At 73.9% G+C, this 23906-nt stretch carries 22 protein-coding genes and 2 pseudogenes; 13 read left to right on the top strand and 11 right to left on the bottom strand.

What is annotated here, in order from left to right; all coding sequences use genetic code 11:
• The first annotated feature begins 5 nt into the window (after positions 1–5).
• A complete protein-coding gene (locus tag ACSP97_RS02640; RefSeq protein ID WP_440556226.1) occupies positions 6–962 on the top strand; it encodes a hypothetical protein in 957 nt (318 codons plus the stop codon).
• 6 nt (positions 963–968) lie between these two features.
• On the opposite strand, the gene ACSP97_RS02635 is transcribed toward ACSP97_RS02640, so the two are convergent.
• The 4 genes from ACSP97_RS02635 to ACSP97_RS02620 all read right to left on the bottom strand — a co-directional run bounded on the left by ACSP97_RS02635 (position 969) and on the right by ACSP97_RS02620 (position 7158).
• Positions 969–2537: a HAMP domain-containing sensor histidine kinase gene (locus tag ACSP97_RS02635; RefSeq protein WP_440556225.1), complete on the bottom strand. Its 1569-nt coding sequence runs from the start codon at positions 2535–2537 to the stop codon at positions 969–971.
• Positions 2534–3271, bottom strand: coding sequence for a response regulator transcription factor (locus ACSP97_RS02630; RefSeq protein WP_422129235.1), 738 nt, complete (start codon positions 3269–3271; stop codon positions 2534–2536). The genes ACSP97_RS02635 and ACSP97_RS02630 overlap by 4 nt, the downstream gene beginning before the upstream one ends.
• A gap of 73 nt (positions 3272–3344) precedes the next feature.
• Entirely contained in the window at positions 3345–4865 is a 1521-nt protein-coding gene (locus ACSP97_RS02625) for a streptophobe family protein (RefSeq protein WP_440556224.1), read from the bottom strand.
• A 64-nt stretch (positions 4866–4929) separates the two neighbouring features.
• Positions 4930–7158 carry an MMPL family transporter gene (locus ACSP97_RS02620; RefSeq protein ID WP_440556223.1) on the bottom strand — a complete coding sequence of 743 codons (2229 nt, stop codon included), beginning with the start codon at positions 7156–7158 and terminating at the stop codon, positions 4930–4932.
• Positions 7159–7444: 286 nt separating this feature from the next.
• On the opposite strand from ACSP97_RS02620, the gene rpmG reads away from it, so the two are divergent.
• The 3 genes from rpmG (at position 7445) to ACSP97_RS02605 (ending at position 8302) form a co-directional block, all read left to right on the top strand.
• Positions 7445–7609, top strand: a complete 165-nt coding sequence (gene rpmG, locus ACSP97_RS02615; RefSeq protein WP_070024896.1) for a 50S ribosomal protein L33 — start codon at positions 7445–7447, stop codon at positions 7607–7609.
• Between the two features lie 200 nt (positions 7610–7809).
• Positions 7810–8067, top strand: a complete 258-nt coding sequence (locus ACSP97_RS02610) for a DUF6400 family protein (protein ID WP_388289942.1) — start codon at positions 7810–7812, stop codon at positions 8065–8067.
• Positions 8054–8302, top strand: coding sequence for a hypothetical protein (locus ACSP97_RS02605; protein WP_355329652.1), 249 nt, complete (start codon positions 8054–8056; stop codon positions 8300–8302). Before ACSP97_RS02610 ends, ACSP97_RS02605 begins: the two co-directional genes overlap by 14 nt.
• Before the next feature lie 24 nt (positions 8303–8326).
• Here ACSP97_RS02605 and ACSP97_RS02600 read toward each other — a convergent pair whose 3' ends face one another.
• Positions 8327–9142 (bottom strand): SGNH/GDSL hydrolase family protein, encoded by an 816-nt coding sequence (locus tag ACSP97_RS02600; RefSeq protein ID WP_440556222.1) that lies wholly within the window; start codon positions 9140–9142, stop codon positions 8327–8329.
• 355 nt (positions 9143–9497) lie between these two features.
• Between ACSP97_RS02600 and rox the strand changes: the two genes are divergently transcribed.
• A complete protein-coding gene (gene rox / locus ACSP97_RS02595; RefSeq protein WP_440556221.1) occupies positions 9498–10925 on the top strand; it encodes a rifampin monooxygenase in 1428 nt (475 codons plus the stop codon).
• A 135-nt stretch (positions 10926–11060) separates the two neighbouring features.
• Here the strand turns inward: rox and ACSP97_RS02590 are convergent, their stop codons facing one another.
• Positions 11061–11990, bottom strand: coding sequence for an SDR family oxidoreductase (locus ACSP97_RS02590; protein WP_355152193.1), 930 nt, complete (start codon positions 11988–11990; stop codon positions 11061–11063).
• An 86-nt stretch (positions 11991–12076) separates the two neighbouring features.
• Between ACSP97_RS02590 and ACSP97_RS02585 the strand changes: the two genes are divergently transcribed.
• Together ACSP97_RS02585 and ACSP97_RS02580 are read left to right on the top strand one after the other, a co-directional pair.
• Positions 12077–12703, top strand: coding sequence for a TetR/AcrR family transcriptional regulator (locus tag ACSP97_RS02585; RefSeq protein ID WP_355329660.1), 627 nt, complete (start codon positions 12077–12079; stop codon positions 12701–12703).
• 159 nt (positions 12704–12862) lie between these two features.
• Positions 12863–13156 (top strand): hypothetical protein, encoded by a 294-nt coding sequence (locus ACSP97_RS02580; RefSeq protein WP_355152195.1) that lies wholly within the window; start codon positions 12863–12865, stop codon positions 13154–13156.
• 43 nt (positions 13157–13199) lie between these two features.
• On the opposite strand, the gene ACSP97_RS02575 is transcribed toward ACSP97_RS02580, so the two are convergent.
• Together ACSP97_RS02575 and ACSP97_RS02570 are read right to left on the bottom strand one after the other, a co-directional pair.
• On the bottom strand, positions 13200–14468 hold the full coding sequence (locus ACSP97_RS02575; protein WP_440556220.1) for an alpha/beta hydrolase family protein: 1269 nt from the start codon (positions 14466–14468) through the stop codon (positions 13200–13202).
• A gap of 41 nt (positions 14469–14509) precedes the next feature.
• Complete coding sequence (locus ACSP97_RS02570; protein ID WP_440556219.1) at positions 14510–15514, bottom strand: trypsin-like serine peptidase; 1005 nt, start codon at positions 15512–15514, stop codon at positions 14510–14512.
• Positions 15515–15868: 354 nt separating this feature from the next.
• On the opposite strand from ACSP97_RS02570, the gene ACSP97_RS02565 reads away from it, so the two are divergent.
• The 4 genes from ACSP97_RS02565 to katG all read left to right on the top strand — a co-directional run bounded on the left by ACSP97_RS02565 (position 15869) and on the right by katG (position 20241).
• On the top strand, positions 15869–16534 hold the full coding sequence (locus ACSP97_RS02565) for an acetate uptake transporter (RefSeq protein ID WP_440556218.1): 666 nt from the start codon (positions 15869–15871) through the stop codon (positions 16532–16534).
• A 66-nt stretch (positions 16535–16600) separates the two neighbouring features.
• Positions 16601–17338: a hypothetical protein gene (locus ACSP97_RS02560; RefSeq protein ID WP_355152199.1), complete on the top strand. Its 738-nt coding sequence runs from the start codon at positions 16601–16603 to the stop codon at positions 17336–17338.
• A gap of 206 nt (positions 17339–17544) precedes the next feature.
• Entirely contained in the window at positions 17545–17982 is a 438-nt protein-coding gene (locus ACSP97_RS02555; protein WP_355152200.1) for a Fur family transcriptional regulator, read from the top strand.
• Positions 17983–18015: 33 nt separating this feature from the next.
• A complete protein-coding gene (gene katG / locus ACSP97_RS02550; protein ID WP_440556217.1) occupies positions 18016–20241 on the top strand; it encodes a catalase/peroxidase HPI in 2226 nt (741 codons plus the stop codon).
• Between the two features lie 62 nt (positions 20242–20303).
• On the opposite strand, the pseudogene ACSP97_RS02545 reads toward katG, so the two are convergent.
• Positions 20304–20478 (bottom strand): annotated as a pseudogene (locus tag ACSP97_RS02545) (heme-binding protein); the annotation flags it as partial.
• Here ACSP97_RS02545 and ACSP97_RS02540 point away from each other — a divergent pair.
• Positions 20478–20921, top strand: a pseudogene (locus tag ACSP97_RS02540) (LuxR C-terminal-related transcriptional regulator); the annotation flags it as partial. The pseudogenes ACSP97_RS02545 and ACSP97_RS02540 overlap by 1 nt on opposite strands.
• A gap of 10 nt (positions 20922–20931) precedes the next feature.
• Here ACSP97_RS02540 and ACSP97_RS02535 read toward each other — a convergent pair.
• Positions 20932–21882, bottom strand: a complete 951-nt coding sequence (locus ACSP97_RS02535; protein ID WP_440556216.1) for a serine hydrolase — start codon at positions 21880–21882, stop codon at positions 20932–20934.
• A complete protein-coding gene (locus tag ACSP97_RS02530; protein ID WP_440556215.1) occupies positions 21879–22850 on the bottom strand; it encodes a LysR family transcriptional regulator in 972 nt (323 codons plus the stop codon). The genes ACSP97_RS02535 and ACSP97_RS02530 overlap by 4 nt, the downstream gene beginning before the upstream one ends.
• A 128-nt stretch (positions 22851–22978) precedes the next feature.
• Between ACSP97_RS02530 and bla the strand changes: the two genes are divergently transcribed.
• Positions 22979–23890: a class A beta-lactamase gene (gene bla / locus ACSP97_RS02525; RefSeq protein ID WP_440556214.1), complete on the top strand. Its 912-nt coding sequence runs from the start codon at positions 22979–22981 to the stop codon at positions 23888–23890.
• The last annotated feature ends 16 nt before the right edge of the window (positions 23891–23906 follow it).

The following is a 23906-nucleotide window of genomic DNA, read 5'->3' as shown; positions in this document are numbered from 1 at the left end:
CCTGCATGGCTTTTCTTTCAGGTCGCCGCCGAAGAACGCGGCTGGCTCCCGAACTTGACGACCAGGAGCTGGGCAGACTGCTCAAGTCCCTGCGGGCGACCACACGGACGGGGACGATCGCCACGACCGACCTGTGCGCGGCGCAGATCACCCGCGTGCTGGAGCACGAACCGGGCGAGTGGGACCGTCGTACCCACCGCCTGGACGTCCTGGCCGCCTTCATGACGGACTCGCACCTGCCCGGTGCCTGGGCCACGCGGGAGCCGCGCAACCCGGACGCGCTGGTGCTGCATGCCTGGTCACTGGTGCTGCGCGCCCGCTCCGAGGGGCGACCGGACGACGCCTCGGCGGCCGCCGACCTCTGCGTCAAGGCCGCCGACCTCGCCCCCGAGGACCCGGCCCCCTGGGTCGTCCTGCTGGCGGTGGCGCGGCTGCAACGCTGGGCGCAGCCAGAGGCGTTCGGGGTGTGGAACGAGGTGCTCGCCCGCGACCGCTGGAACCGCGAGGCCTACCTCACCATGCTCGGCTACCTCAGCCCCGAGGAGGGCGGCTCGCGCATCCAGGTGCTGGAGTTCGTGGACACGCTGAACGCCCGGATGCCGGCCAACGCCCCCTGCGCGGCCGTCGAACTCACCGCCCAGGTGCTCCAGTACCACTCGGTCCTCGGCCGGGGCGGGTTCGAGGCGCTGGTGGCGCGCAACCACTGGTCCCACGCCATGGCCGTACGGGCCCTCGACCGGGTGGCCCACACCTGGAACCAGCCCGGCTTCCTCCGGCACGCCCGGGCCCTGGCCGACCTCAATCTGCTGGCCTACGCGCTGATGGCCGCCGACCGCCGCCGCGATGCCGCCGCGCTCTTCGAGACCATCGGCGGCATCGTCACGCCCTGGCCGTGGAACACCGGCGGCGATCCGCTCACCGAGTTCGACCAGGCGCGGCGCAGGGCCACCGTCGGTCTGTGACGGCGGTCAGCTCCCGGACGCCGAAGGGGGGTCCCCGGGGTGCGCGCCCGCCGCGGGGGCGCGGTCCGGAAGCGGCAGCAGCACCCGGAACGTGCAGCCCTCGCCCGGCGCGGTGCGCAGTTCGATGCGCCCGCCGTGCGCCGCGACCAGGGCGTGCGCGATGGCCAGGCCCAGTCCCGAGCCCCCGCCGCAGGCGCGGGTGCGGGAGTCGTCGGCGCGGTAGAACCGGTCGAAGACACGGGCGCGTTGCTCCTCGGTCAGCCCCGGGCCCCGGTCGGCGACCTCCAGCACGGCCGCGCCGTCCGCCGTGCCGACCCCGATCCGGACGGGGGTGCCGGCGGGGGTGTGCGCGACGGCGTTGCCGACGAGGTTGGTGACCACCTGACGCAGCCGTGCCTCGTCGGCCAGGGCCGGTGCGGTGCCGGGCCGCCCGCCGCCCGGGCCGGTGAGCGTGACCGGCCGGTCGGCATCCAGGGCCCCCAGGTCGTGCAGCGCGTCGGCAGCGAGGGTGCGCAGGTCCATCGGCGCCAGATCGAGCGGGAAGACCGGGTTGCCGGCCGGGCCGTGCACGGTGTCCTCGTCCAGCCGGGCCAGGAGCAGCATGTCCTCCACCAGCCGGGTGAGGCGTTCGGACTCCCGGGCGATCCGGGCCATGGTCTGGTCGATGTCGCCTCGTCCGGCCAGGGCGCCCATGCGGTACAGGTCGGTGTAGCCCTTGATGCCGACCAACGGGGTGCGCAGTTCATGGCTGGCGTCGGCGAAGAACCGCCGCATCCTCGACTCGGCCTCGGCGCGGGCCTGGAAGGCGGTGTCGATCTGGGCGAGCATCTGGTTCAGGCAGGCGGTCAGCCGCCCCACCTCGGTGCGGGGATCGGCGAGTTCGGGCACCCGGTGGGCGAGGTCCCCGGCCGCGATCCGGTTGGCGGCCTCCTCGATCCGGGTCAGGGGGCGCAGCCCGGAGCGCACCGCGAACCGGCCGGCCACCGCGAGCACCGCCACCAGCACGAGCCCCGCGGTCAGCGACAGGCGCCGGGTCTTGGCGACGGTCCTGTCGACCTCGTCCAGCGAGGTGGCCACGACGACACTGCCCGGCGTGGCGGGGGCCCCGGCCGGGATGCGCTGGTCCGGCTGGACCACGGCGAGGACCCGCCAGGCGCGGCCGCCGTTGTGCGAGGTCATCGTGAACGGACGACCGCCGTGCGCCAGGACGGCCTCGCGATCCAGCCGGGGCAGTTCCGGCCCGCCGGACGGGGCCGCGTTCGTGTCGAAGGCCCGTCGGACGGTGCCGCGGTCGTCCACGTAGCTCACGGACGTCTCCCGCAGCAGGGACACCGCCTTCGCCACCCGGGCGGCGTCGTCGCCGGACGGCGGGGTCAGCCGGGCGGCGATCTGCGCGGTCAGCGAGAGCCGGTCGTCCACCCGGTCCTGGAGGTAGCCGTGCAGCGAGGTGGTGACGATCACGCCCGTCGCGGTCAGCCCCACCGCGACCAGCGCCGTGGCCAGGCACAGCAGCCGGGTGCGCAGCGAGGTGCGGTGCAGCAGCCGGCCGGGCAGGGCCAGCGGGTGCCGCCTCACGACCGGGGCCCGCGAACAACGTAGCCGATGCCCCGCACGGTGTGGATGAGTTTGGGCTCCTCGGCGTCGATCTTGCGCCGCAGATAGCTGATGTAGGTGTCGACGATGCTCGGGTCGCCCCCGAAGTCGTACTCCCACACGCTCTGCAGGATCTGCCCCTTGCTCATCGTGCGCCCGGCGTTCGCCATCAGGAAGTGCAGCAGTCGGAACTCGGTCGGGGACAGCCGTACGGTCCGCCCGGCACGGGTGACGTGATGCCCCTCGGGCACGAGCTCCAGATCGCCCACGACCAGCCGGGCCGGCGCCTCGCCCCTGGTACGGCGCAGCACCGCGTTGATCCGTGCGATCAGCTCCTCCAGGTCGAAGGGCTTGGTGACGTAGTCGTCGGCGCCGAGCCGCAGTCCGTCGAGACGGTCCTGACGGGTCTCGCGCGCGGTGACGAACAGCACCGGCACGTCGCCGCCCCGCCCGGGCAGGGACCGGGGCAGGGCGCGCAGACGGCGGATGACCTCGAAACCGTCCATGTCGGGCAGCATGACGTCGAGCAGGACCAGGTCCGGCGGGCACTGGACGGCCAGGTCGAGGGCCTGCTGCCCGGTCGCCGCCGCGTCGACGTCGAAGCCCGCGTAGCACAACGCCGTGCGCAGCAGCTCCCGGACGGTGGGCTCGTCGTCCACCACGAGCAGATGGTCCCGGCCTGTCGTGGAACGCCCTGTGGAAGTCGGTGTCGCCATGTGCGGAGTGCTGCCTCGCAGACGTCGGAGGAGGGGAGCCCGGGTGCGGGCCCCGGAGCACCGGGGCCCGCATTCATGAGACCACACCGGCCCGGGGGGACGATTCGGATGCCGTCGTGCGACGGCGGGGGCCCGGCCGGGGCGGGCCCGGCACCGGGGGCCGGCGGGCGGCCCGCAGTCCGTGCAGCCGGCTGCCCGTGTACGACGCGGCGGTGGCCGCCACGAATCCGGTGAGACCGCTCAGCCGCACCGCCGCGTCCAGACCGGCCGTCACCGCGCCCATCTCGCCGCCCATCACCTCGATGCCCATCCGCAGCGAGACCTGGGCCGTCACACAGCACAGCAGGACGGCCGCGGCCACCGCGACGCCCGTCCGCAGCGCCGACTCCAGATGCCGGCCGAGCAGGGCGTCCGCCTCCTCGCGCGCGGAGCGGGCCGGTGTGCGGGCCGCGACCAGATATCCGGCGAGCACCAGCAGGACCAGCAGCAGCACCAGCCCGATCAGCCACAGCGGCGCACCGGCGCCGGACCAGTCGCCCACGGCGAGGGACCTGTCCTTCCCCGCGCCACCGGCACCGGTCCCGCCGCCGAGCATCCCGAGCATCCCGCCGCCGTCGCCCTGCTCGCGCCGGAAGGCGGCCTCCCAGGAGGCACCGAGCCCGGAGGTGAGCAGGACGGCGAGCAGACCGGGCCCGGCCAGCAGCAGCACACCGGCGGCCCGGGCCGCCTGCTCCCGGCCGCCCGGCGCCGTCGCCCCGGTGAGCACCGCCAGCGCGAGGACCAGGCAGCACGCCACGGCGGCCATCCCGGTCAGCGTGGAGGCCACGGGATGCCACTTCAGGCGCATCCGGCTCAGCACCACCGGCCGGGGCAGGCTCGTACGCCGTGCCGCCACACAGCCGATCCCCAGCACGGCGCACACCCCCAGCACCCCGAGGAAGGCGGTGGTCACGACGTCGGAGTGGAAGACCACCGAGGAGAGGGCGCCAGCCAGGCCCTTGCCGGAGCCGCCCGTGCCCGCGCCGAGGGCCCCGAGGCCGCCCATGCCCCCACCGGCGCCGCCCGCCCTGGCGCCGAGCCGTTCCGTCACCGAGCGGGGCAGCCGCGCCGTCCCCCGGCCGACCAGCGCGAGGACCGGCAGCAGCACGGCGGCGGTGCTCAGTGCCCCGCCCGCGCGGGCCCACAGCAGTGCCGGGACCGGGCGCGCCCGGCGGCGCAGCGGCCGGAAGAACACCGTCGCCAGCACGGCCGTGCCCAGGAACGTCAGCATCAACGGCAGGGCCCGCACCTCCCCGTGGACGCCGAGGCCGAGACCACCGCCCGAGCCGCCCAGCGCGCCGAGCAGCCCGCCCCCGGCCGCCGGGGCGGCCGAAGGAGCGGACTCCAGGCCGACCGCGCCGCCGAAGGCCATGCTCAGCACGGTGGGCACGAGCCGGGACAGCGGCGCGATCGCGTCGGCCCCCAGGGCCAGCAGCCCCGCCCACGCCGTGACGGCCATCACCGCGATCGCGGCCAGGACGGCGAGGGCTCCTTCCAGGGCATGGCGCCACGGTCCACGCGGCGGGGCGGTGCCGGGCTGTGGTGAGGCGGGCATGGGCGGACTCCTCTGCGGGTGAGTGACGGGCGGGACGGTGCGAAGGGGCGGGTACCGCGGGCGGTCAGGCGCCGGGACCGGGCCGGCCTGCCTCGGCGGTCTCGTCGCGGTGGGCGGCCGGTTCCTCGGGGGCCGGCGCGGCGGGCACCGTGGCCGCTGCCAGCCGCTCGCCCTCCACGTCCAGGTTCGGCACCAAGCGGTCCAGCAGCCGCGGCAGCCGCCAGGCACGGTCGCCGAGCAGGGCGAGCACCGCCGGCACGATCGCCATCCGGACGACGAACGCGTCGAAGAACACCGCGATCGCGAGGCCGAACCCGATGGTCTTGAGCATCTGCTCGTCCGAGCCCATGAAGGCGGCGAACACCGAGATCATGATCACCGCCGCCGCGACGACGACCCGCGCGCTGTGCCGGAACCCGTCCGCGATCGCCTCCAGCGGCGTCCTGCCGTGGACGTACGCCTCGCGCATCCGCGTCACCAGGAAGACCTCGTAGTCCATGGCCAGACCGAAGACCACACCGACCATGAAGATCGGCATCATCGAGATCACCGGGCCCGGCTGGGCGACTCCGAGGAACTGTGCCAGCCAGCCCCACTGGAACACGGCGACGACCGCGCCCAGTCCGGCCAGGACCGACAGCAGGAAGCCGAGCGCCGCCTTGAGCGGGACGAGCAGGGACCGGAAGACGGCGATCAGCAGCAGGAACGCCAGGCCCACCACGAGGGCGAGATAGGGCAGCAGGGCGTCGGACAGCTTCTGGGAGACATCGGCGTTCATGGCGGTGCTGCCGCCGACCAGGATCCGGGCGTCCGCCGTGTGCGCCAGGCCCGGGTCGCGCAGGGCGTTCAGCAGATCGGAGGTCTGCTCGCTGCCGGGCGGGCTCGCCGGTACGACGTTGAGGACGGCGGTGTCACCGGACTCGCTGAGCCGGGGCCGGCCCACCGAGGCGACGTCGTCCAGGCCGCTCACCTGGTGGGCGGTCTTCTCGGCGGCGGCCTTGGCGGGGCCGCCGGAGGCGGCCTGGACGACCACGGTCAGCGGACCGTTGAAGCCGGGTCCGAAGCCCTCGGTGACCAGGTCGTAGGCCCTGCGCTGGGTGGTCGACACCGGCTGGCTCGCGTCACCGGGCAACCCCAGCTGGAGCGAGGCGACCGGAACGGCCACCGCGGCCAGCGCGGCCACCCCGGTCAGCAGCACGGCGACCGGCCGGCGGACGACGAAGCGCGCCCAGCGCACCCCGAGGCCGTCACCGGCCCTACGGCCCTTGCGGCGGCGCGGCGGACGCGGCGGACCGATGCGCCGGCCCGCGATGCCGAGGAGCGCCGGGATCAGGGTGAGGGCGATCAGCACCGCGAGCACCACCGTGCCCGCCGCGGCGAAGCCCATCTGCGTGAGCAGCGGGATGTTCACCACCAGCAGTCCGACCAGCGCGATCACCACGGTCGTGCCGGCGAAGACCACGGCCGACCCGGCCGTGCCCACCGCATGTGCGGCGGCGTCCTCGCGGTCGCGGCCCCGGGCGAGTTCGGCGCGGTAGCGGGAGACCACGAACAGCGCGTAGTCGATGCCCACGGCCAGGCCGATCATGGTGGCCAGACCGGTGGTCGTGGTGCCGAGACCGAGCGGGGCGGACAGGGCCTTGATCACGCAGGAGCCGGTGCCGACCCCCAGCAGGGCCGTCAGCAGCGGCAGCCCCGCCGCCACGAGCGAACCGAAGGTGAGCACCAGGACCACCGCGGCGACCGCGAGGCCGATCGCCTCCTTGGAGTGGCCGCCGGCCGTCACCGCCGAGACGGCATTGCCGCCCGCCTCCACGGTCAGTGTGGCGGACCGGGCGTCCGCCACGGTCTTCAGCAGCGCCGACCGCGAGGAGTCCTTGAGATGAGAGGAGGAGACCTCGTAGGAGACCTGGCTGTAGGCGGTCGAGCCGTCCTTGCTCACCGAACCCGTCCGGAACGGATCGGTCGCCTGGCTCACCTGGGGGTCCGCGCCCAGCGCGCGGACGGTCGCCTCCACTTCCCGCCTGACCTCGGGATCGGAGATCTTCCCGTCCTCGACCCGGAACACCACCCGGGCGGTGGCGCCGTCGGCGTGCAGCCCGGGGAAACCGTCCCCCAGCAGGTCGGAGGCGCGCTGTGCCTCCGTGCCCGGCATGGAGAAGTCGTTGGGGGGTGCGGGGGCGGCCCGGGCGGCGAGCAGGCCGGCCAGCACCAGCAGGCCGGTCCACACCACCACCACGAACCAGCGTTTCCGGAAGGAGAACCGGCCCAGCTTGCAAAGGAACGAGGCCACGGGGGCGACTCCAGATCACGTCGTGCTCTTCGGGGAGCGCCGAGCCTGGCAGCGCCCGCTGTCCGGTTCCGGAGAGATCCTGGGAGTTTCCGCAGAGCGAGGCCCCGATGCCGCCTCTACCGGCCGTCCACCGCACGGATCCCACAGAAAACTCCCAGTGGGAGGGGACCGCCGGGCGGACCCGGCGACGGAATATCCCGGCCACCGGCCCGGTTGACGACCGTGATTGGCATGCCCGGGACATAGCCCGAGGAGGGCGGAAGCCGGGCGGAAAGGTAGCGAGCACATGGCACGCAGCACCGCGCGTCCCGTCGTCAAGCTGAAGTCGACCGCCGGGACCGGCGTCACCTACGTGACGCGAAAGAACCGTCTCAACGACCCCGACCGGCTCGTTCTGCGCAAGTACGACCCGGTCGTCGGGGAGCACGTCCCCTTCCGCGAGGAGCGTTGACGTCCCGCGAGGAGCACTGAGCCCTTCGCGAGGAGCACCGCGCTCCGGGGGAGGGCGTCGGCCCCGCTCACCCGGTGATCGAACGGCCCGGTACCGCGCACGTGCGGCACCGGGCCGTTCGCCGTCCATGCCGCCGGCCCGCTGTGAGGTCCCCCACCCGGCCTTGCCGGAGCGGAGAAGGGCTCCCTAAGTTCGTACGTATGTCCGCGTATGACCCCACCCCCGCCGCCGCACCGGTCGAGTTCTCCGTCGACCTCACCGCCCACGAGATGCTTCGCCGGGCCCACGTCATGGACGCCGTCGCTCCCGGCTGGGATCCCGTCAAGGCGCTGCGCGACGAGGACGCCGCCCGCGATCTGCTCTACTCCGGCCTCGACGAGGACCAGCAGCGCATCTACGACGAACTGGTCGCCGCCGGTGTCCTGCCCGAGCGCGGAGACGGCCGTGCTGCCGCTTGATCCGCACGCCGACATCGGCCGCCGCGCCTGGGTGACCTGCCCCAACTGCGCGGACCACCGCGGCTGCGCCACCTGCGAGGAACGCCGCAGGTGCGGCAGGCACTGGCGCTATCTGCTGTCCAACACCGGCAGCGTGCTCCACCTCCAGTGCCCCACCTGCACCCACGTCTGGGACCACGAGACCGGCTTCGGCGCCACCCGCGGCCGTCCCCGCCGCCCCTTCGGCGACCGCTGACGGCGGTGCCCCGCCCCGGCCGGCTCAGGCCGTGCGCGTGAACAGGGGCAGATAGCCGAGGGACTGGCCCGAGGCCGTGGGGTGGTACGACTCCGTCAGGTCCAGCAGCTCGACGCTGTGCATCCAGGGGCCGGCCGAGCAGATCTCGTGCCCGCTGAACGCCGTGCGGGCGTCGGCGAACGTGAAGCCGTGCCGGGTGGCGCGCTGGGCGATCAGGCTGTCGAGGTGGTCGATGGCCGCGTTGAGCGCGGCCCGCTCGCTGTCGTCGAGCCCGCGCGCACAGGTGCCGTGCAGCTGGTAGAAGTGCGGATACCCGAGCACCACGACATGGGCGGACGGCGCCTTGGCCCGGATCGCCGAGTAGAGCCGGTCCAGGTTGGCCGGGAGGTTCTTGTCGACGTAGTCGCGCGCGTTGGCGACGGCGGACATGCACGTGGTGGTGCCGGGCAGGGCGCAGATTCCCATGACCTTCGCCCAGCTCGCGTCACTGCCGCCGGCGGTGACGCTGACCAGGTCGGTCCGGGCGTCGAGGGGCCCCAGCTGCTTGGCCAGGACGTCGCCGGTCCTGGCGCCGTTGCAGGCCACGAAGGCGAAGGACGAGGCGTGGGTCGAGGCCCACAGCGCGGGGTACGCCTTGCTGCTGCGCAGGCACTCCGCGCCCGAGCCGAGATAGCTGCCGGCGCCCACCCCGGCCGAGTACGAGTCCCCGAGCGCCACATAGGCCACGGCCGTCCTGTTTGGCGCTCCCTGCGCGGCCGGAACGGTCGCCGGGCCGGTGAGGGCGCAGGCGCCCGCGAGGAGCACGGCGGTGGCCCAGGACTGGATGCGGAACGGTCTCATGCCTCCCGTTTATCGCGGACTCCCGCCACCCCCGCCTCGTCACCGTCCGCAATCTTGACAACGCGCTGCGTCAATGCGTTCACGGTGACCGCTCGGCGGCAAAGGGCCCCCGGGGACGCCGTCCGCAGGCCGTGCCCCGCCCGGCGTTCACCCGAAGGGAGGTCACCCGTCCGGCCCAACGAACACCGGAGGGGCGAACAGGAAAGGCAAGGAGCGCGTACTCCTTGCCACTCTCAACGTATAGCGGGTGGGGGGCCTTGCGGCAAGCCCCCCTCGGGGGCGCACAATCACCAGCCTGAACGACGGGCCGCCGGTGACTGTGCGGCCCGTGACCTGGGCACATGGGGGGAATTCCTTGATCGACGTGATCATCGCGGGCGGCGGACCGACCGGGCTGATGCTCGCCGCCGAGCTGCGGCTGCACGGCGTGCGCACGGTCGTGCTGGAGAAGGAGACGGAGCCGACCGGGATCGTCCGGGCGCTCGGCCTGCACGTGCGCAGCATCGAGGTGCTGGACCAGCGCGGTCTGCTGGACCGGTTCCTGGCGCTCGGCCGGCGGCATCCGCTCGGCGGCTTCTTCGCGGGCATCCGCAAGCCGGAGCCGCAGGGCCTGGACACCGCGCACGGGTACGTCCTCGGCATCCCGCAGCCCGTGACCGACCGCCTGCTGGCCGAGCACGCCGTCGAACTGGGCGCCGAACTGCGCCGCGGCAGCGAACTGACCGGACTGAGCCAGGACGCGGACGGGGTGAGCGCCGAACTGGCCGACGGCACCCGGCTGCGTGCGCGCTATCTCGTCGGCTGCGACGGCGGTCGCAGCACGGTGCGCAAACTGCTCGGCATCGGGTTTCCGGGCGAGCCCTCGCGGGTCGACACCCTCCTGGGCGAGATGCGGCTGACGGCGTCCCCGGAGGAGGTGGCCGCCGTGGTCGCCGACGTCCGCAGGACACAGCTGCGCTTCGGCGCCATGCCCATCGGCGAGGGCGTGTACCGCGTCGTCGTACCCGCCGAGGGGGTGGCCGAGGACCGTTCGGTCCCGCCGACGCCCGAGGAGGTGCGACGGCAGCTGCGGGCCGTCGCCGGCACCGACTTCGGCATGCACGAGCCGCGCCGGCTCGCTCGCTTCGGCGACGGCACCCGGCTGGCCGAGCGCTACCGGGACGGCCGGGTCCTGCTGGCCGGCGACGCGGCGCACGTCCACCCGCCGATGGGCGGTCAGGGGCTCAACCTCGGCCTCCAGGACGCCTTCAACCTCGGCTGGAAACTGGCCGCCGAGATCGCCGGCTGGGCGCCCGCCGGCCTGCTGGACACCTACCACCGCGAACGGCACCCCGTGGCCGCCGACGTGCTGGAGAACACCCGGGCGCAGATGGAGCTGGTCTCCCTCGAACCGGGCGCCCGGGCGGTGCGCCGGCTGGTGACGGAGCTGATGGACTTCGAGGAGGTGAACCGCCACCTCACCGAGAAGATCATCGCGACCGGGATCTGCTACGACGTCGGCGAGGGCCACGACCTGCTCGGCCGGCGGCTGCCCGACATGCCACTGAAGCACGGCCGCCTCTACGAGCTGATGCGCCACGGCCGCGGCCTGCTGCTCGACGGCACCGGCCGTCTCTCGGTGACCGGCTGGGCGGACCGGATCGACCATGTCGTCGACTCCAGCGAGCGGCTGGACGTCCCCGCGGTGCTGCTGCGCCCGGACGGCCATGTGGTCTGGGCCGGAGAGGACCCGGCGGACCTGGCCCGCCGGCTGCCGAGGTGGTTCGGCGCGCCGCACGTCTAGAAGCGCCGGAGGCCGGTACGCCCGGCCCGCCCCCGGTGACTGCTGCCACCCGGGGGCGGGCCGACCGGATGCGCAGCCCGGCCGCGGCGCGAGGCCCCACGGATCGCGGGGCCTCGCGCCGCGGCCTTGGACGGGTCAGGCGGTGCTGCCCGCCGGGGCGCGGAAGTAGTGCCCCTCCGCCAGGTCGGCGAGCAGACCGGGCCGGGTCGGCTCCCAGCCGAGCAGCTTGCGGGTGAGGTCGTTCGACGAGGGGGCGTCGATCGCCACGAAGCCGCTCATCCAGCCGAAGTGCGCGGCCGCGTCCTCGGCGCTCACCGAGACCGCCGGTACACCGAGCTGGCGGCCGATCGCCTCGGCCACCTCACGGATCGGCACGCCCTCCTCGGCGATGCCGTGGAGCACGCTGCCCGCCGGGGCCTGCTCGACCGCGAGCCGGAACAGCCGCGCCGCGTCGAGCCGGTGCACGGCCGGCCAGCGGTTGGCGCCGTCGCCCACGTACCCGGAGACGCCCTTCTCCCGCGCTATGCCGATCAGGCCGGCGACGAACCCCTGGTCCCCCTCGCCGTGGCAGGTGGGGGCGAGCCGCACCACGCTGGAGCGCACTCCCCGCTCAGCGCATGCCAGTACGGCCTCCGCGGTGATCGCCCGGATCAGGACCGGCGAGTCGCCTTCCACCCTGGGCATGTCCCGCTCCGTCGACACCTGGCCCGGCTTCAGCCCGGCGACCCCGGAGGCGATGACGAAGGGGCGGTCGCTCCCGGCGAGCGCGCCGGTGAGCGTGTCGACGGCCCTGCGGTCGGCCTCCGCCGCGCCCCGGAAATCACCGGAGAAGGCGATGTCGTGCTTGAAGGCGAGGTGGATCACCCCGTCCGAGTCGGCGGCGGCGGACGCGAGGACGTCGAGGTCGTCCAGGCCGCCGCGGACGACCTCGGCGCCTGCCGCGGTGAGGGCGGCGGCGGAGGCCTCTGAGCGGGCCAGGCCGACCACCTGATGGCCCGCGTCGAGGAGTTCCGGAACGACGGCGGAACCGATCCAGCCGGACGCACCGGTCACGAAAACGCGCATGGGTATTCTCCCGGACAGTTGATGTCAGTGGCTGTCATCGACGCTAGCACTGATGTCGGTGACTGTCATCGCGTAGGATTCGCGCCATGGGCAGATGGGAGCCGAACGGGCGGGAGCGGCTGGCGAAGGCGGCGCTGGAGCTGTACGGCGAGCGCGGATTCGAGCAGACCACCGTGGCGGAGATCGCCAAACGCGCCGGGCTCACCGAGCGCACGTTCTTCCGGCACTACGCCGACAAGCGCGAAGTCCTGTTCGCCGGATCCGGTGAACTGGAGCGGCGGTTCACCGAGGCCGTCGCCGACGCCCCGCTCGCCGCGGCCCCCCTCGACGCGCTGGCAGCCGGCCTGGACGCGGTCTGCGAGACGTTCGAGGAGTTGCGCGAGTTCGCGGGCAAGCGGCACGCCGTGATCTCCGCGACCGCCGAGCTACGCGAACGCGAACTGATCAAGCTCGCCTCGCTCGCGGCAGCCCTCGCCGACACCCTGCGCCGCCGGGGCGTCCCGGAACCCGCCGCGAGCCTGACCGCCGAGACGGGCGTCGCCGTCTTCAAGGTCGCCTTCGAACGCTGGATCACCGCGGACGAGCGGCGGCCCCTGGTCCAGCTGGCACGGGACTCGCTGGAGCAGCTCAAAACCGTGGCCATGGGAGGCGCGCCGACGGGCGCGGCCGGCGGGGCCGCGCCCGCGCCTGCCGAGGCGTCGCCGGGCGGCTGAGCCGGCGGCGGCTCCTTCCGCCCGCGGATGCGGACGCGGACGAGTGCGAGTGAGGCGTGAGTGGCGGGGTAGGCGCCCCCACCGGCCGGTCGTGCACCGACGGGGTGAGCCACCGCAGGGCGCCCCGGGCCCGTCCGGCCGCGCAGGAAGGAGAACGTCATGATCAAGCTGATTCGGCACACCGCAGTGGTGGGAGCCTCGGCCGCACTGGTCGGTGGCGCGCTGCTCGCCGGCGCCGGCTCCGCGTCGGCCGCGCCCCAGCACGCCCCGGCTGCCGCCGCCCGTTCCGCGGCGGCGCAGGCCACCTCCGTCTGCTCCCGGCAGCACCACCGCCTCGACCCCTGGATCGAGGGGCAGCTGGCCCGGTTCGACCCCGCTGCCCAGCGCAAGCTGGCGATCTACGACCCGTGGGTCAAGGACCAGCTGGCGCTCTATGCGCCGACCGCCTGCTGACGCCTCCGCCGCGGCCGTTGCCGCCGCACCCGCACGGGCCGGGTCAGTCCACGAACTCCATGGCCGGGTACCTCGGCGACGGCCCCTCCAGCAGCCGCCCGCTGCCGCCGCGCAGCCAGTGGTCGAAGTAGGCGGCCACGTACGCCTCGCTCGTACGGATCGCCGTGGCGGGGTCGAGGGTGCCGAGGGCGGCGGTCTGCACGGGCGGTGACAGGTGCAGCTGAGGCAGGAGGGCCTCCGCGTCCGTGGTCGAGGCGTGGTCCGAGCCGCGCAGGGTCAGTTGGCGCGTCCAGCCCGGTGTGTGGGCGCGGAACGCCTGCCAGCCGGGGCCGGTGTCCGTCTCGCCGTCCTTGCCCAGCAGCAGGAACGGCCGGTCCAGGCCGTGCCGGGCGACCGGCATCGGCGAACCGTCGACGTAGGTCAGGTTGCCGTCCATGTCGATGCCCGCGGTGATCCTGTGGTCGGCGTCCATCGCCAGGGCGGCGGCGCTGCCGCCCATCGAGTGGCCTAACATGCCCACCCTCGACAGATCCAGCGCGCCGGTCAGCCCTTTCGGCAGGCGCTGCCCGTCCGCGTCGGGGTCGTGACCGCCGTCGAGCAGCCGCAGCCGGTCGAGGACGAACCGGATGTCCGCGACCCGGACGGCCAACGACTTGCGGATGAAGGCGTCGGGATCGCCGGGCGGCACCATGGTGGCGAGCGAGCCGTCCGGGAACTGGACCTCGGGCGCCTCATAGGTGTGGTCGACGGTCACGACGGCGTAGCCGCGGCTGGCCAGGTCCGTCACCAACGTGGTGCCCCAGGTGCGGGGTTCGCCCAGCCCCGGGGAGTAGAGGACCACCGGAAGCCGCCCTCTTCGGCCCGGGGCCACCGGAGCGCCGAGTGCCACGTGTGTGGCCACGCCGGCCCAGTCGGTCCGGCCGGTGGGGACGCCGAGCTGGAGGTAGTCGTCGGCGGTGACACGGTCGAAGTGGGCCGCCGCGGCGGGCAGCATGTACGGGGCCTGCGGGCGGCCGGCCGCGCGTGCCGCCGGGTAGAACACGCTGACCATCAACTCGCGGTGTATCGGCCCCTGTCGCCAGGGATCGGGGCGTGCGGTGTCCACCAGGTGCAACGACACCTTGCCGACAGGATGCGGCCCGGTCGGAAAGGGCAGCGCCAGGCGGCGGGGCGGCGGCGCGCCGGTGGTCGCGGCGGTGGTCGCGGCGGCGGGCAGGGACACCGCGAGGGTGCAGAAGGCGGCGACCACAGAGGCGAGGAGGGTCCGTAACCCCACGCCCCTGCGGCGTCCGCGCGGATGTTCGTCGGTCATGGCTCAAGGGTGACGACTCGTCACCCCCGGGTCATCAGGGATCAACCCTGGTCTTTCCGCTCGGGGTCTTCCGTAGGGGTCGGGTCCGCGGGCGGCGCTCCGGTGGTGGCGGCGTGGTACAGGGCGCGGGTGGCGGTGCCGAAGTAGGCGCTGTAGGAGACCTGCGCGGTGTCGCCGCCGGTGTGGTAGCCGCCGATCACGCCGACGACCGCCCAGCCGTCGAACCACGGGACCAGCATGGGGCCGCCGCTGGTGCCGCCGACGAAGGCGTCACAGGCGATGCGCGGGAAGACGCCCGGCTCGGCCGGGTCGTCGCTGACCCACGCCGTGGTCCGGCTCCAGCACTCCAGCGGCTGCGCCGCCCCCGCCGGATAGCCGATCATCCGCACCGGTGCGTGCAGATAGCCCGTCCCGGTGAGCAGCCGCACCCCGCCGACCGCGTCCTCGAGGGCCGTGCCGTCCTCGTTGGGGCCGGTGACCGCGAAGGCGAAGTCGTAGCCGGCGCCCGCGTGTTCGCCGAGGTCGTAGTACTGCTGCGGGACGTAGACGCCGTTCGTCACGACCGGGAAGATCCCGAAGGGTTTGAGCCCGTCGTGGTACTGGGGGACGAAGGCCAGAGCGCGCCGCGGGGCGGTGCCGGAGTAGCCCTTTAGGCAATGCCCCGCGCTGAGCACCAGGTCCCGCCCGGGGCTGCGGACGACCGAGCCGCTGCAGGTGCGGCCGGTGCCCTTGGCGTCGGTCCAGAAGAACGTACCGGCCTGCGGGATGCCCGCGAAGCTGTGGCTGGGCGGGATGTACTCGCCTGGTCGGGGGCCGTCCACCGCGGGAGCGGCGCCGGCGCCCGCCTCGGCGCCCTTCGCGGGAGCCGCGGGCAGGGCGGCCGCCATACGGGCCGGTGTCCAGTAGGCGTCGAGCCGGGCGGCGACCGGGTCCGGCCCGGGTGCCGCGGCCGTCGCGGAGGCCGCGAAGGCCGGACCGCCCGACAGCAGCACGGCGGCCGCGCAGAGCGCGGCGTGGCGGAGCAACCCGATCCCGCGCACCATCATTTCCCCTCCCGGCGGCGCCCGACGGCGGGCTCACCCTAGGACCGCGACCGGCACCCGCGGAAGGGCGCGCCCCGGCCACCACGACGTTCGCCGAGCCGCGCCGAACCGACGTGCGCACCCGGCCCGGCAGGGCACGGACGGACGGAGCCCGGGGCACGGCCCGGGAGGGGGTGGCGGGATCGGTGAGGGATGCGAGGGCTGAGAACTGGTGCGAATGGGTACTTTCCGTACAGGTGTATCTAGGTGGCACGCGAGTGTCACAGCCCGCCTCGGGGGCACTGACCAGCATGTTTGCGGGCTAGGCGCGCCAGGGCCGTCGGCCCTGCTGACCACTGGCCGAAGGGAATGCCGGTTATGCACGAGGACACGAGGAGCCCCCTTTCGGAGCGGCCGCCCGAGGCGGCCCCGTGCGCGGCCTGGGCCGATCCCGCCCCGCTGGGACTGGCCGGCTTCGCCCTGTCGACGCTGCTGCTGTCGATCGTCAACACCAACCTGCTGAAGGAGCCCGCCGCGATCCTGCCGGTCCTGGGTGTCGCCGCGTTCTACGGCGGTCTCGCCCAGTTCGCCGCGGGTCTCTTCGAGTTCCGCAGGGGCAACACCTTCGCCGCGACGGCGTTCGTCTCGTTCGCCGCCTTCTGGCTGTCGTACTGGTGGATAGCGCCGCGCGTGGCGCTCGCCGGGGACGCGCACAACGCGCTGGGGCTGTACCTGCTCGGGTGGGCCGTCTTCACCGCCTACATGACCGTGGGCGCCCTGCGCGTCAGCCTCCCCGTGCTGGCGGTGTTCGTGCTGCTGACCCTGACCTTCCTCTTCCTGGCCATCGGGTCGTTCCAGACGGGCGTCCCGCCGCACGTCATGACCCAGGTGGGCGGCTGGTTCGGCATCCTCACCGGCCTCGCCGCCTGGTACGCGTCGGCGGCCGGCGTCATCAACGAGGCCCACGGTCGCGAGGTGCTCCCCGCCTGGCGGCGCGAGCCCGGCCGGAGCGAGCCGGGGGCGCGTGAGGAGCGGTCCGTCTGACGGACACGCGTCGGGCGTGCCGTCCCGGCCGCTTCCGCGGGGCGCGGGCCCGGGACAATGACCGGCATGACCGACGACAGGGACGACGCCGACAGCCGGCTGGCCAGGATCGAGCGGCTGCTGCGCAGCGGCGAGCGTGAACTGGTCCCGGCGTGGCGCCGGGCGACACGGGGCGAGACGCGCTGGGCCGTGACGGCCGTGATGCTGGCCGCGATCGCCCTGCAACTCGTGCTGCCGCACCGGCTCACACTGCTGCGGCCGGTCTGGGTGCTGCCGGTGCTGGAGTTCGCGCTGCTGCTGGCGCTGGTGGCCGGCAACCCCCGGCGGGTCGAGCCGCGGACGCGGTGGCTGCGCTGGCTGGGACTGCTCCTGATCGGGGTCATCAGCCTGGCCAACGGGTGGTCGGCGGCCCGGCTGGTGGTGGACCTGCTGCACGGCGGCGGGGGTCAGGGCGGGGTGCCGCTGCTGCGGGCCGGCGCCGTCATCTGGTTCACCAATGTGATCGTCTTCGCGCTGTGGTACTGGGAATCCGACCGCGGCGGCCCGATGGCCCGGGTCCGCGGGGAGCGGCAGTACGCCGACTTCCTCTTCGTGCAGATGCAGAACCCCGAGCTGGCGCCCGCGGACTGGGAGCCGGAGTTCCTCGACTACCTGTATCTCTCGTTCACCAACGCAACGGCCTTCAGCCCGACCGACGTGATGCCCCTGTCGCGCTGGTCCAAGATGCTGATGCTGCTGCAGTCCTCGGTGTCCCTGGTGACCGTGGCCCTCGTGGTGGCGCGCGCCGTCAACATCCTGAAGTAGCGGGCGAGCCGGCCGTCCGTCCCCTCTCACCCGATCGGTGGACGGTTCGGCTTGCCGCGGCCGGGGAGAGTGGGGTGGGGCCACATGATGCGTGCATGTCCCCGGGCGAGGCCACGCGGAGGTGAACGCCGTACACCGGCGGGCGACCGGAATTGCATGGTTCGTTTTCTTGAACCCCTCGTGTTTCTGAGAGTAGGTTCGGCCCCATGACCGCCTCCCCGACTCCGACCACCGCCGAGGAGCTCCGCGGTGCCGGCCTGCGCGTGACGGCGACTCGCGTCGCGCTGCTGGAAACGGTCCGGGACGGCGACCACCTCGGCGCCGAGGCGATCGCCTCCGGGGTCCGCGACCGCGTAGGCCACATCTCCCTGCAAGCCGTCTACGAAGCCCTGCACGCCCTGACCGCGGCGGGGCTCGTGCGCCGCATCGAGCCCGCCGGCCACCCGGCCCGGTTCGAGGGGCGCGTCGGCGACAACCACCACCACATCGTGTGCCGGTCCTGCGGCGCCGTCGTCGACGTCGACTGCGCCGTCGGCGACGCGCCCTGCCTGACCGCCGCGGACGACCGGGGCTTCGCCATCGACGAAGCCGAGGTCGTCTACTGGGGCGTGTGCCCCGACTGTTCCACCGGCCGCAGTTCCTGAGCACCTGGTTCCGCTTAGTTCGGAAGGATTGCCATGACTGAGAACCACGACGCGATCGTCACAGACGCGAAGTCGGAGGAGGGGAGCGGCGGCTGCCCCGTCGCTCACGACCGGGCCCCGCATCCGACCCAGGGCGGCGGCAACCGCCAGTGGTGGCCGGACCGGCTCAATTTGAAGATCCTCGCGAAGAACCCGCCCGCGGCCAACCCGCTGGGCGAGGAATTCGACTACGCCGCGGCCTTCCAGAGCCTCGACCTGCCCGCCGTGAAGCGGGACATCGAGGAACTGCTCACCACCTCGCAGGACTGGTGGCCCGCCGACTTCGGCCACTACGGGCCGCTGATGGTCCGGATGGCCTGGCACAGCGCCGGTACCTACCGCATCAGCGACGGCCGCGGCGGCGGCGGCCGCGGCCAGCAGCGCTTCGCCCCGCTGAACAGCTGGCCGGACAACGTCCTGCTGGACCGGGCCCGCCGGCTGCTGTGGCCGATCAAGAAGAAGTACGGCCAGAAGATCTCCTGGGGCGACCTGATGATCCTCGCCGGCAACGTGGCGCTGGAGTCCATGGGCTTCCAGACCTTCGGTTTCGGCGGCGGCCGCAAGGACGTGTGGGAGCCGGAGGAGGACGTCTACTGGGGTCCCGAGACCACCTGGCTGGACGACAAGCGCTACACGGGCGACCGTGAGCTGGAGAACCCGCTCGGCGCCGTCCAGATGGGCCTGATCTACGTCAATCCCGAGGGCCCCAACGGCAACCCGGACCCGCTGGCCGCGGCCCGCGACATCCGCGAGACCTTCCGCCGCATGGCCATGAACGACGAGGAGACCGTCGCCCTGATCGCGGGCGGCCACACCTTCGGCAAGACCCACGGCGCCGGCCCCGCCGACCACGTCGGCCTCGACCCCGAGGCCGCCGGCCTGGAGGAGCAGGGCCTCGGCTGGAAGAGCACCTACCGCTCCGGCAAGGGCAGGGACGCCATCGGCTCCGGCCTGGAGGTCACCTGGACCTCCACCCCGACCCGGTGGGGCAACGGCTTCTTCGACAACCTCTTCCGCTACGAATGGGAACTGACCGAGTCCCCGGCCGGTGCCAAGCAGTGGGTCGCCAAGGATGCCGAGGCCACGATCCCCGACCCGCAGGACCCGACCCAGAAGCGTCTGCCCACGATGCTCACCACGGACCTCGCCCTGCGCTTCGACCCGATCTACGAGCCGATCTCCCGCCGCTTCCACGAGAACCCGCAGGAGTTCGCCGACGCCTTCGCCCGCGCCTGGTACAAGCTCACCCACCGCGACATGGGCCCGAAGTCCCTCTACCTCGGCCCGGAGGTCCCGGAGGAGACCCTCATCTGGCAGGACCCGCTGCCGGAGCGCGAGGGCGAGCTGATCGACGACGCGGACATCGCGGCGCTGAAGGCCAAGCTGCTCGAATCGGGCCTGAGCGTGTCCCAGCTGGTCACCACCGCCTGGGCCTCCGCGTCCACCTTCCGCGGCAGCGACAAGCGCGGCGGCGCCAACGGCGCCCGCATCCGCCTCGCCCCGCAGCGCGAGTGGGAGGTCAACGAGCCCGACGAGCTGGCCCAGGTGCTGCGCACCCTGGAGGGCATCCAGCGGGACTTCAACGCCTCCTCCGGCGCCAAGCAGGTCTCGCTCGCCGACCTGATCGTCCTCGGCGGTGTCGCCGCCGTCGAGAAGGCGGCCAAGGAAGGCGGCTTCGAGGTCCGGGTGCCGTTCACGCCGGGCCGGGTGGACGCCACCGAGGAGCAGACCGACACCGAGTCCTTCGAGGCGCTGGAGCCGACCGCGGACGGCTTCCGCAACTACCTCGGCAAGGGCAACCGGCTGCCGGCCGAGTACCTGCTGCTGGACCGGGCCAACCTGCTCACCCTCAGCGCCCCCGAGCTGACCGTCCTCATCGGCGGCCTGCGCGTGCTCGGCGCCAACTACCAGCGGTCGCAGCTCGGCGTCTTCACCAAGACGCCCGGCGTCCTCACCAACGACTTCTTCGTCAACCTGCTCGACATGGGCACCACGTGGAAGTCGACCTCCGAGGACCAGACCACCTTCGAGGGCCGGGACGCGGCCACGGGCGAGCTGAAGTGGGCCGGCAGCCGCGCCGACCTCGTCTTCGGCTCCAACTCGGAGCTGCGCGCCGTCGCCGAGGTCTACGCCAGCGACGACGCGAAGGAGAAGTTCGTCAAGGACTTCGTCGCCGCGTTCGACAAGGTGATGAACCTGGACCGGTTCGACCTCGCCTGATCCGGCCGGTTCGCCGGCCCGACGTCCGGGCTCCCCACCGGGGGCCCGGACGTCGTCGTGCGTCAACGGCCCACCGCCGCCGCGCCCGCCCGGGCGTACGTCTCGTCCAGGCCCCCGGACCGCGCGCCCGCGACGCCGACGCACGCGACCGGGGCGCCCTGGGCGGTCACCGGGGTGCCGCCCGCGAGGAAGCGTGCCGGGAATGTCCTTCAGAGCCGGTGCCTGTGCCGGCCGCCGCGGGCACCGACGGCATCGAGACCACCCGCCGGCTGCGCGCCGCGGACCCCGCCCCGCACGTCCCGGCCCTCACCACCTACGGCACGGACGACGACGTCACCCGGGCCGTCGACGCGGGCGCCACCGGCTGTCTGCTCAAGACCGAGCGCGAGGACCTGTTCACCGCGCTCCACGCCGCCGCCCAGGGCGGCCCCGCGCTCTCACCGCCGGTCGCCGGCCGGGTGCTGTCCCGGCTGCGCAACCCGCGCCCGGCCCTCACCCCGCGCGAGCGCGACATCCTGGCGCAGCTCGCCCAGGGCCTGCCGCACCACGCCGTCGCCCGCGTCCCGCACATCGGCGAGGCCACCGTCAAGACCCGTCTGCGCCGCATCCACGACAAGCTCGGCGTGAACACCCGGGCGGGCGCGGTCGCCGTGGCGGAGGAACAGCGCCTGCTGCCCTGACCCCCGCAGCTCAGCGGCGCAGCGCCTCGAAGGCGGCACGGGCCGCCGCCCCGAGCGCCAGCTCGATGTCCGGGGCGAGGCCGGCCCGCCGGTCGGCGCGGGTCAGCGCGGCCATGGCCACCCGGTCCCCGGACTCCGCCTCCACCACGCCGATCTCGTGCCGCAGATGCAGGAAGGTGCCCGTCTTCCCGCTCCACCGCAGCGTGTCCGCGCGCAGCTCGCCCGCCAGCCGGTGGGTGAAGAGCTGGAGCCCCATCAGCCGCCGCAGCCCGGCCGTCGCCTCCGGTACGGCGATCTCGTCGCACCACACCCGCCGCAACAGGCCGACGAGCGCCCTGGCCGAGCCGGTGTTGGCGTGGGCCGGGTCCAGCGTCGCGATGGTGGGTCGGCCCGCCTGCTCGTCCCGCACGGCGAGCTCCAGCGCGAGGGAGAAGTCGTCGCCCGCCGCCCCGGCCGCGCACTCGTACATGTGGTTCATCCGGTGCCGCATCCGGATGCCGTCGCACCCCCACGCGCGCAGCCGCGCGTCCACCTCCGCCGCGGGCACCAGGTCGAACAGCGCGTCCGCGGCCGCGTTGTCGCTCACCGACAGCATCATCATCAGCAGATCGCCGACGGCCGCGGTGACCGGGTGCCGGAACGCCGCGAAACCGGTGGATCCGACGCTGCTGCGGGCCGGGTCGAGGGTCACCGGCTGCGCCGCGTCCAGTTCCCCGGCCGCGATCCGGTCCAGTACGACCAGGGCGAGCGGGACCTTCGCCACCGACGCGAGCGGCACCGGCTCGTCGACGCCGAAGCCGAGCCGGTCGCCGGTGTCCAGGTTCAGGGCCAGGAAGGAACCGCGCACGCCCAGCGCCGCCCAGTCCGTCGCGATCTCCTCCGCGACGTCCAGCAGCGCGCCGTCGTCACCCACGCAGCCGGGCTGGTACGTCTGCGCTCCGCTCGTCTGCGCCGGGCTCATCCGCGGGCCGCCAGCCGGGCGGAGGGCTCGTCGGCGGCACCGGACCGCGCCGGCGGCCGCGCGGCACCGGACGCGCCGACCGACGCCGCCAGCAACCGGGCCAGTCGGCCCGGCACGCCCGGCGTGCCGCGGGGACCCGGCGGTGCGCCCACGTCGTACCCCCGGTGCAGGGCGGGGTCGCCCAGTGGCGCCCAGGCGGCGCCGTACCGGCGGGCGTACGGCTCGGTGCACAGCAGCAGGGCGCGCCCGGCCAGGGTCCCGGCGAACGCGTCGGACGGCGGGCCGGCCGGCCGGATCCGTCCCTCGGGCAGCCCGGCGCGCGCGACCGCCCGCGCGAACCTGTCCTCGAAGTACGGGACCCGGTCCTCCGCGAGGACCAGGATCGGCGGCGGCGCGGGCGCGGGCGGCTCGCCGGTGCGGCGGCGACGCGGCCGCAGGTCCTCCAGGTGGACCGCGCGCGGTGGCTCCGGGTCCGCGTCGCCCGGCGCGGACGCCAGTCCCAACGGCACCCGGAAGGCGGCGCGTTCCGGCGCGGTCCGCACGAGCGCGTACGCGAGCGTGCCGTCGGCCAGCCCGGACTCCCTTTCCCGCGGTGGGAGTTCACGCATGCCGAGGGTGATCCCGTGCTCGCCGGCGGCGCGCAGGGCGCGGGCCAGCGCGGCCGGCGCGCAGTCCGCGGGCACCCCGACGGCACGCACCTGCGAGTGCCGGGCCGAGCGGGCGGCCTGCCGCAGCCGCTGGGCGCGGTCCAGGACGTCCCGCGCGTAGGGGAGGAGCAGCACGCCCAGTTCGGTCGTCGTGACCTGCCGCCGGGAGCGGTCGAACAGCGGCCCGCCGAAGTGGCTCTCCAGCGTCTTGACGCGACGGCTGAGCAGCGGCTGCGCGATGCCGAGCCGGTCGGCGGCGCGGGAGAAGCTCGCCTCGTCGGCCGTCGCCACGTAGGCCTCCAGGTGCGCCAGCAGGTCCATCGTGCAGTCATATCAAAAAGGCATGAACTGTGCCCAGTTCGCTCTTGGACATGAGCGCACTCCTGCTGTTTCGCTGTGCCACGGAGATCCACACCCCCCAATGGGCGACAAAACAGGAGGACTTCACCATGACCGCTTCCGGACCGCTCGCACGTCGTGGCCTGCTCAGGGCGGGCCTCGCGCTCGCGTCCGCCGCCGTCGTGGCGTCGACCGGCACGGCCGCGGCCGCCGCGAGCGCCCCGGCCACCGGTGAACCGGGCGAACTGGGCGACCTGGAACGCGACTACGGCGCCCGGCTCGGCGTGTACGCGCGCAACGTGCGCACCGGACAGGTGCTGGCCCACCGGGCGGGGGAGCGGTTCGCGCACTGCTCGGTCTTCAAGGCGTTCGCGGCGGCCGCCGTCCTGCGCGAGCGGTCCGGCTGCGTGCCGCTGGACAAGGTGATCCACTACCCGCCGCACGACATCCTGCCCAACTCGCCGCGCACCGAGGAGCACCAGGAGACCGGCATGACGGTGGCCGATCTGTGCGCGGCGGCGATCCAGTACAGCGACAACACGGCGGGCAACCTGCTGTTGCGGCAGCTGGGCGGCCCGGCCGGGCTCACCGGGTTCTTCCGCTCGCTCGGCGACCGGGTGAGCCGCCAGGACCGGTGGGAGCCGGAGCTGAACACGGCGGTCCCGGGCGACCTCCGCGACACCACGACCCCCGAGGCCGTCGCCACGAGCCTGGAGCGGCTGACCCTGGGCCGGGCACTGCCCGCCGTCGACCGCGAGCGGCTGGTCACCTGGATGAAGGGCAACACCACCAGCGGCGCGCGGTTCCGCGCCGGGCTGCCCGAGGGCTGGACCCTCGCGGACAAGACCGGCACCGGCTCCTACGCGAGCGCCCACGACATCGGCGTCGCCTGGACCACCCGGCGCACCCCCGTCGTCCTGGCCGTGCTGTCGGCCAAGGACGAGAAGGACGCGCCGGTCGACGAGGCGCTCATCAGGGAGGCGGCCCGCATCGTCGCGCGCACCGTGGCGCCCGGCGAATGAGCTTCGGCCCCGCTCG

The organism is Streptomyces sp. SCPE 10 (assembly GCF_051980735.1).
In the GTDB taxonomy this organism is placed as follows: domain Bacteria; phylum Actinomycetota; class Actinomycetes; order Streptomycetales; family Streptomycetaceae; genus Streptomyces; species Streptomyces misionensis.
This window is presented reverse-complemented; position numbering and strand designations above follow the sequence as displayed.

Excerpts from the sequence above, each read along its gene's own strand:
- ACSP97_RS02640 (WP_440556226.1), top strand. The coding sequence starts at position 6 with ATGGCTTTTCTTTCAGGTCGCCGCCGAAGAACGCGGCTGGCTCCCGAA.
- ACSP97_RS02630 (WP_422129235.1), bottom strand. The coding sequence starts at position 3,271 with ATGGCGACACCGACTTCCACAGGGCGTTCCACGACAGGCCGGGACCAT.
- ACSP97_RS02625 (WP_440556224.1), bottom strand. The coding sequence starts at position 4,865 with ATGCCCGCCTCACCACAGCCCGGCACCGCCCCGCCGCGTGGACCGTGG.
- rpmG (WP_070024896.1), top strand. The coding sequence starts at position 7,445 with ATGGCACGCAGCACCGCGCGTCCCGTCGTCAAGCTGAAGTCGACCGCC.
- ACSP97_RS02610 (WP_388289942.1), top strand. The coding sequence starts at position 7,810 with ATGTCCGCGTATGACCCCACCCCCGCCGCCGCACCGGTCGAGTTCTCC.
- ACSP97_RS02600 (WP_440556222.1), bottom strand. The coding sequence starts at position 9,142 with ATGAGACCGTTCCGCATCCAGTCCTGGGCCACCGCCGTGCTCCTCGCG.
- ACSP97_RS02590 (WP_355152193.1), bottom strand. The coding sequence starts at position 11,990 with ATGCGCGTTTTCGTGACCGGTGCGTCCGGCTGGATCGGTTCCGCCGTC.
- ACSP97_RS02585 (WP_355329660.1), top strand. The coding sequence starts at position 12,077 with ATGGGCAGATGGGAGCCGAACGGGCGGGAGCGGCTGGCGAAGGCGGCG.
- ACSP97_RS02580 (WP_355152195.1), top strand. The coding sequence starts at position 12,863 with ATGATCAAGCTGATTCGGCACACCGCAGTGGTGGGAGCCTCGGCCGCA.
- ACSP97_RS02575 (WP_440556220.1), bottom strand. The coding sequence starts at position 14,468 with ATGACCGACGAACATCCGCGCGGACGCCGCAGGGGCGTGGGGTTACGG.
- ACSP97_RS02570 (WP_440556219.1), bottom strand. The coding sequence starts at position 15,514 with ATGATGGTGCGCGGGATCGGGTTGCTCCGCCACGCCGCGCTCTGCGCG.
- ACSP97_RS02565 (WP_440556218.1), top strand. The coding sequence starts at position 15,869 with ATGCACGAGGACACGAGGAGCCCCCTTTCGGAGCGGCCGCCCGAGGCG.
- ACSP97_RS02560 (WP_355152199.1), top strand. The coding sequence starts at position 16,601 with ATGACCGACGACAGGGACGACGCCGACAGCCGGCTGGCCAGGATCGAG.
- ACSP97_RS02555 (WP_355152200.1), top strand. The coding sequence starts at position 17,545 with ATGACCGCCTCCCCGACTCCGACCACCGCCGAGGAGCTCCGCGGTGCC.
- katG (WP_440556217.1), top strand. The coding sequence starts at position 18,016 with ATGACTGAGAACCACGACGCGATCGTCACAGACGCGAAGTCGGAGGAG.
- ACSP97_RS02535 (WP_440556216.1), bottom strand. The coding sequence starts at position 21,882 with ATGAGCCCGGCGCAGACGAGCGGAGCGCAGACGTACCAGCCCGGCTGC.
- ACSP97_RS02530 (WP_440556215.1), bottom strand. The coding sequence starts at position 22,850 with ATGGACCTGCTGGCGCACCTGGAGGCCTACGTGGCGACGGCCGACGAG.
- bla (WP_440556214.1), top strand. The coding sequence starts at position 22,979 with ATGACCGCTTCCGGACCGCTCGCACGTCGTGGCCTGCTCAGGGCGGGC.